This is a genomic window from Mixta sp. (genome assembly GCF_024610815.1).
Lineage (GTDB): Bacteria > Pseudomonadota > Gammaproteobacteria > Enterobacterales > Enterobacteriaceae > Mixta > Mixta calida.
Window position 1 is genome coordinate 40587 of sequence record NZ_JANION010000012.1, and the last position, 6154, is coordinate 46740.

The 6154-nt window shown below is 57.5% G+C and carries 5 protein-coding genes; 3 read left to right on the top strand and 2 right to left on the bottom strand.

Features of this window, described 5'->3' with window-relative positions:
• The first annotated feature begins 108 nt into the window (after positions 1 to 108).
• Together MYY08_RS00725 and MYY08_RS00730 are read left to right on the top strand one after the other, a co-directional pair.
• The gene (locus MYY08_RS00725) at positions 109 to 525 is read left to right on the top strand and encodes a secondary thiamine-phosphate synthase enzyme YjbQ (protein WP_038629842.1); all 417 of its coding nucleotides are present in this window, start codon (positions 109 to 111) and stop codon (positions 523 to 525) included.
• Positions 526 to 527: 2 nt separating this feature from the next.
• Complete coding sequence (locus MYY08_RS00730; RefSeq protein WP_038629843.1) at positions 528 to 866, top strand: MmcQ/YjbR family DNA-binding protein; 339 nt, start codon at positions 528 to 530, stop codon at positions 864 to 866.
• A gap of 37 nt (positions 867 to 903) precedes the next feature.
• Here MYY08_RS00730 and MYY08_RS00735 read toward each other — a convergent pair whose 3' ends face one another.
• Entirely contained in the window at positions 904 to 1968 is a 1065-nt protein-coding gene (locus tag MYY08_RS00735; RefSeq protein ID WP_052134002.1) for an NAD(P)-dependent alcohol dehydrogenase, read from the bottom strand.
• Between the two features lie 295 nt (positions 1969 to 2263).
• Positions 2264 to 5095 carry an excinuclease ABC subunit UvrA gene (uvrA, locus tag MYY08_RS00740; RefSeq protein ID WP_038623721.1) on the bottom strand — a complete coding sequence of 944 codons (2832 nt, stop codon included), beginning with the start codon at positions 5093 to 5095 and terminating at the stop codon, positions 2264 to 2266.
• A 225-nt stretch (positions 5096 to 5320) separates the two neighbouring features.
• Between uvrA and MYY08_RS00745 the strand changes: the two genes are divergently transcribed.
• Positions 5321 to 5866, top strand: coding sequence for a single-stranded DNA-binding protein (locus MYY08_RS00745; RefSeq protein ID WP_038623723.1), 546 nt, complete (start codon positions 5321 to 5323; stop codon positions 5864 to 5866).
• The last annotated feature ends 288 nt before the right edge of the window (positions 5867 to 6154 follow it).

Genomic DNA, 6154 nt, shown 5'->3' on the forward strand with positions numbered 1-6154 from the left:
ACAAAAGCCGCGCTGGATACGGCGCACAGACTTTTTCCGCCCGACGGGTTTACCTTTGCGCCACATGCTGCACACTTAACATAGTCATTCAAATAAGGAGCAACGTTAATGTGGCATCAACAGACCCTTTCGCTGAGCGCAAAAGCGCGCGGCTTTCACCTGGTGACCGATGAGATTGTGCAACAGCTACCGGCGCTACGTGAAATCAACACGGGACTGCTGCATCTGCTGCTACAGCACACTTCCGCTTCAATCACCCTGAATGAAAATTGCGATCCCACGGTGCGCAGCGATATGGAGCAGCATTTCCTGCGCCATGTGCCGGAAGATGCGCCTTACCAGCACGATTATGAAGGCGCGGACGATATGCCGGCGCACATTAAATCGTCGCTGCTGGGCGTATCGCTGCTGCTGCCGGTTAGCCGTGGGCGTCTGGTCTTAGGTACGTGGCAGGGCATCTGGCTGGGAGAACACCGCGTACATGGCGGCTCACGTCGGATTGTCGCCACGCTGCAAGGAGAATAACCATGAATACGTCCGATCTGCTGTCATACTGCATGAGCAAAGAGGGCGCGGAGCAACGCGTCCATAACGACTGGAAAGCGACGCAAATCCAGTCTGACGGCGTGCTGTTCGCCATGGTGCATGAATCGGAAGGGCGCCCGGCCGTCTCGCTGAAAACCTCGCCGGCGCTGGCTGAACTGCTGCGCGAGCAGCATGAGGATGTCTTTCCCAGCGCGCACCTGAATAAAACGCACTGGAGCACGCTTTACCTCGACGGCGGACTAAAGGATTCGCAGATCTACTATCTGGTGGATGCGTCGCTACAGCAGGCGCTGGCGACGAAAGGCGGACATCACGGCTGAAAGGCTGTCGCTGCGGCATGCCGCAGCGACAGAAAAATTACGCGGCGCTTTCCTGGCGCAGCGTATCGATATCGATCACAAAGCGGTATTTCACATCGCTTTTCAGCATACGCTCATAGGCTTCGTTAATCTGATTCATGGCGATCAGTTCGATATCTGAGGTGATATTGTGTTCGCCGCAGAAATCGAGCATCTCCTGGGTTTCAGCGATGCCGCCGATCAGCGAGCCAGCGACGCTGCGACGCTTGAAAATCAGGTCGAAAACGTGCGGCGCCGGATGATCGTGTTCCGGCGCGCCGACCAGCGTCAGGTTGCCGTCGCGTTTCAGCAGGTTGATGAACGGATTGAGATCGTGCTGCGCCGCCACGGTATTAAGGATAAAGTCGAAGCTGTTGACATGCTGCGCCATCTGCTGCGGATCTTTCGAGATCACCACTTCATCGGCGCCCAGACGCTTGCCGTCTTCGATTTTCGACGGCGAGGTGGTGAACAGCACCACATGCGCGCCCATCGCGTGCGCCAGCTTCACGCCCATATGGCCTAAACCGCCCAGGCCGACGATGCCCACTTTTTTACCCGGTCCGACGTTCCAGTGACGCAGCGGAGAGTAAGTGGTGATGCCTGCGCATAACAGCGGCGCGACGCCTGCCGGATCGAGGTTTTCCGGCACGCGCAGCACGAAGTCTTCATGCACTACGATGCTGGTGGCGTAGCCGCCATAGGTAATCTCTTTTGTTTTAAGATCCTGGCCGTTATAGGTTGGCACAAAACCCGTTTCGCAATACTGTTCCAGCCCTTCCTGGCAGCTCGGACAGCTACGGCAGGAATCCACCATACAGCCAACGCCCACCAGATCGCCCACCTGATATTTATGGCCGTGGCTGCCTACCGCGGTAACGCGGCCAACGATTTCGTGGCCCGGCACCACTGGGAAAATGGTGTTTTGCCATTCATTACGGGCCTGATGCAGGTCGGAGTGACAGACGCCGCAAAATAACACTTCAATTTGTACATCATGCTCGCGCAGTTCACGCGGCTTGTAGTCAAAAGGCGCGAGTCTGGATTTCGCATCCTGGGCTGCATAAGCGTGCGTAATATTCATGGTGTCTCCTGTGATTGAAGCGGTTAAGGGCGGGCAAAGAGGCCGCCCAAGTGAAACCAGCTACGCTGCGCCCGGCATGAGAGCAGCGTGAACGTTAAGGATAAGCAGAGGAGAGAAGAGCGGCCAGACACGATCATGCCAAAATCTTGCCTGATCCTGCACGATTGTCCGTCAATGAGGCAATGTGCCGCGCGCCGACGCGCCAGGGTTAAAGGCGGCCTGAGGCGAAAGGCCCGGCGAACGGCGATAAAAAAGCCCCTGCGCGTGCGCGTCAGGGGCTGTGTAAACAGCAATCTTAGCGTTGTTCCAGCAGCGGCTTCAGGAAACGCGCGGTATGCGACTCTTTGCACTTCGCCACGGTTTCCGGCGTGCCTGCCACCAGAATCTGACCGCCGCCGCTGCCGCCTTCCGGCCCCAGATCGACAATCCAGTCGGCAGTTTTCACCACGTCGAGGTTATGCTCAATCACCACGATGGTATTGCCCTGATCGCGCAGCTGATGGAGCACCGTCAGCAGCAGCTGGATATCCGCGAAGTGCAAACCGGTGGTCGGTTCATCAAGGATATAGAGCGTCTGACCGGTGCCGCGCTTCGACAGCTCGCGCGCCAGCTTCACGCGCTGCGCCTCGCCGCCGGACAGCGTAGTGGCGGACTGACCGAGACGAATATAGGAAAGCCCCACGTCCATCAGCGTCTGGAGCTTACGCGCCAGCGCTGGCACCGCGTCGAAGAACTCGCGCGCCTCTTCGATGGTCATATCCAGCACTTCGTGGATGCTCTTGCCTTTGTATTTAATCTCAAGCGTTTCGCGGTTATAACGCTTGCCTTTGCACTGGTCGCACGGCACATAGATATCCGGCAGGAAGTGCATCTCCACGCGCAGCACGCCGTCGCCCTGACAGGCTTCGCAGCGTCCGCCGCGCACGTTAAAGCTGAAGCGGCCTGGGTTATAGCCGCGCGAACGGGATTCCGGCACGCCGGCGAACAGTTCGCGGATCGGCGTGAAAATGCCCGTGTAGGTCGCCGGGTTGGAGCGCGGCGTACGACCAATCGGGCTCTGATCGATATCGATAACTTTATCGAAATGCTCCATGCCGCTGACGTCGCGGTAAGGCGCCGCTTCCGCGATGGTCGCGCCGTTCAGCTGGCGCTGCGCGATCGGGAACAGCGTGTCGTTGATCAGGGTCGATTTACCGGAGCCGGAGACGCCGGTCACGCAGGTAAACAGGCCGACCGGCAGCGTCAGCGTCACATCCTTCAGGTTGTTGCCGCGCGCGCCGGTAATCTTCAGCACCTTGTTCGGATCGGCGGGCACGCGCTGTTCCGGCACTTCGATTTTTCGCTTGCCGCTCAGGTATTGGCCGGTCAGCGATTCCTCCACCTGCATAATCTCGTCGGCGGTGCCTTCCGCCACGACCTGACCGCCGTGCACGCCCGCGCCAGGGCCGATATCGATAATATGATCGGCGGCGCGAATCGCATCCTCGTCATGTTCCACCACGATCACCGTGTTGCCCAGGTCGCGCAGGTGAATCAGCGTATCGAGCAGGCGCTCGTTATCGCGCTGGTGCAGGCCGATAGAGGGCTCATCCAGCACGTACATCACGCCTACCAGACCGGCCCCGATCTGGCTCGCCAGACGGATGCGCTGCGCCTCGCCGCCGGAGAGCGTTTCCGCCGAACGCGACATGGAAAGGTAGTTCAGGCCGACATTGACCAGGAAGCTCAGGCGATCGCCGATCTCTTTCAGCACTTTCTCGGCGATTTTGGCGCGCTGGCCGCTCAGCTTCAGGTTGCGGAAAAAGTCCATCGCGTGACCGATGCTCATATCAGAGATGGTCGGCAGCGTGGTGTTTTCCACATAAACATGACGCGCTTCGCGGCGCAGGCGCGTCCCTTCGCAGGTAGCGCAGGCGCGGTTGCTGATGAACTTCGCCAGATCTTCGCGCACCGCGCTCGATTCCGTCTCTTTGTAGCGGCGCTCCATATTGTGCAGCACGCCCTCAAACGGATGTCGACGTACCGAGGTGTCGCCGCGATCGTTGATATATTTAAATTCGATGCTCTCTTTGCCGGATCCATACAGGATCACCTGGCGCACTTTTTCGCTCAGGCTGTTGAACGGCGCTTCGATATCGAATTTCAGATGATCCGCCAGCGAGCGCAGCATCTGGAAATAGTAGAAGTTGCGACGATCCCAGCCGCGAATCGCGCCGCCCGCCAGCGACAGCTCGGCGTTCTGCACCACGCGCTCAGGATCGAAATATTGCTGCACGCCCAGGCCGTCGCAGGTCGGGCAGGCGCCGGCCGGGTTGTTGAACGAGAAGAGGCGCGGCTCCAGCTCGCTCATGCTGTAACCGCAGATCGGACAGGCGAAGTTGGCGGAGAACAGCAGTTCTTCCGCATTGGCATCATCCATATCCGCCACGATCGCCGTGCCGCCGGAAAGCTCCAGCGCGGTCTCGAACGATTCCGCCAGACGCGTCGCCAGATCCTCGCGCACCTTAAAGCGATCGATAACCACTTCGATGGTGTGTTTCTTTTGCAGCTCCAGCTTCGGCGGATCGGAAAGATCGCACACTTCGCCGTCGATGCGGGCGCGGATATAGCCCTGCGTCGCCAGGTTCTCCAGCGTCTTGGTGTGTTCGCCTTTGCGATCTTTCACCACCGGCGCCAGCAGCATCAGGCGCGCGCCTTCCGGCTGCGCCAGCACGTTGTCGACCATTTGGCTCACGGTTTGCGCCGCCAGCGGCACGTCATGGTCGGGACAGCGCGGCTCGCCCACGCGGGCGAACAGCAGACGCAGATAGTCATGAATTTCAGTAATGGTCCCGACCGTTGAACGCGGGTTATGGGACGTTGATTTCTGCTCGATCGAAATCGCAGGCGATAGCCCTTCGATATGATCGACATCCGGTTTTTCCATCAGCGAAAGAAACTGACGCGCATAGGCGGAAAGGGATTCCACATAGCGGCGCTGTCCCTCGGCGTAGAGCGTATCGAACGCCAGCGAGGACTTACCGGAACCTGACAGGCCGGTGACAACGATCAGTTTGTCGCGAGGGATGATCAGGTTGATGTTTTTCAGGTTGTGGGTGCGGGCACCCCGGACTTCGATCTTATCCATTCACATTTCCCGGATTAACGCAGACTCACCATGCCCGTAACGATACGGCAGGATTGAACAGGTCATTATGGCACAAAAAATAACTGAATGTATATCCAGTAGTCTGTTGCAACCCTGCAAAAAGATCTTCATTATTGGAAGCTCGCTCGGAAGTATGATCGGGCAGGCTAGCGTGGTAGAATTTACCGTTTAGACTTTAGTGAATACTCATCGGGAGACGCGAACATGGCCAGCAGAGGCGTTAACAAAGTGATTCTTGTCGGGAATCTGGGTCAGGATCCGGAAGTGCGTTATATGCCGAATGGTGGAGCCGTAGCGAATATTACGCTGGCGACATCCGAAAGCTGGCGTGACAAGCAGACCGGAGAGACCAAAGAGAAAACGGAATGGCACCGTGTCGTGCTGTTCGGCAAACTGGCGGAAGTGGCGGGTGAATACCTGCGCAAAGGTTCCCAGGTTTATATCGAAGGTTCTCTGCAAACGCGCAAGTGGCAGGATCAGAGCGGCCAGGAACGTTACACTACGGAAGTGGTGGTGAACGTCGGCGGTACCATGCAGATGCTGGGCGGCCGCCAGAACGGCGGCGCGGGCGCGCAGGCCAGTGGCGGCATGGGCGGCGGCAACAACAACAACGGTTGGGGCCAGCCTCAGCAGCCGCAGGGCGGCAACCAGTTCAGCGGCGGCGGCCAGGCGCCTTCCCGTCCGCAGCAGCAGAGCGCGCCGGCTAACAACGAGCCGCCGATGGATTTCGACGACGACATCCCGTTCTGATTTCATTTTTCCACTATGGAAAAACGATGCTATTAAAAAACCCCGCCTGCGCGGGGTTTTTTATTACCTTTGTCGCGCTTTGGGTGAAGGTAGTTCATTTCTCACGCGTGCTTTCGAAACGCTATTGCTCTGAATGATTAATAGCCTAATAAATAACATTGTTGAAAATAATATCAATCAACTGTTCAGTATCAATCAATATAATAAGCTGAAAATACATTTTTCTGTTTTTCTCTCGCTGGAATATTCTGCCAGCTTTAAAATTGTATATCCTTTTTTAATATCATC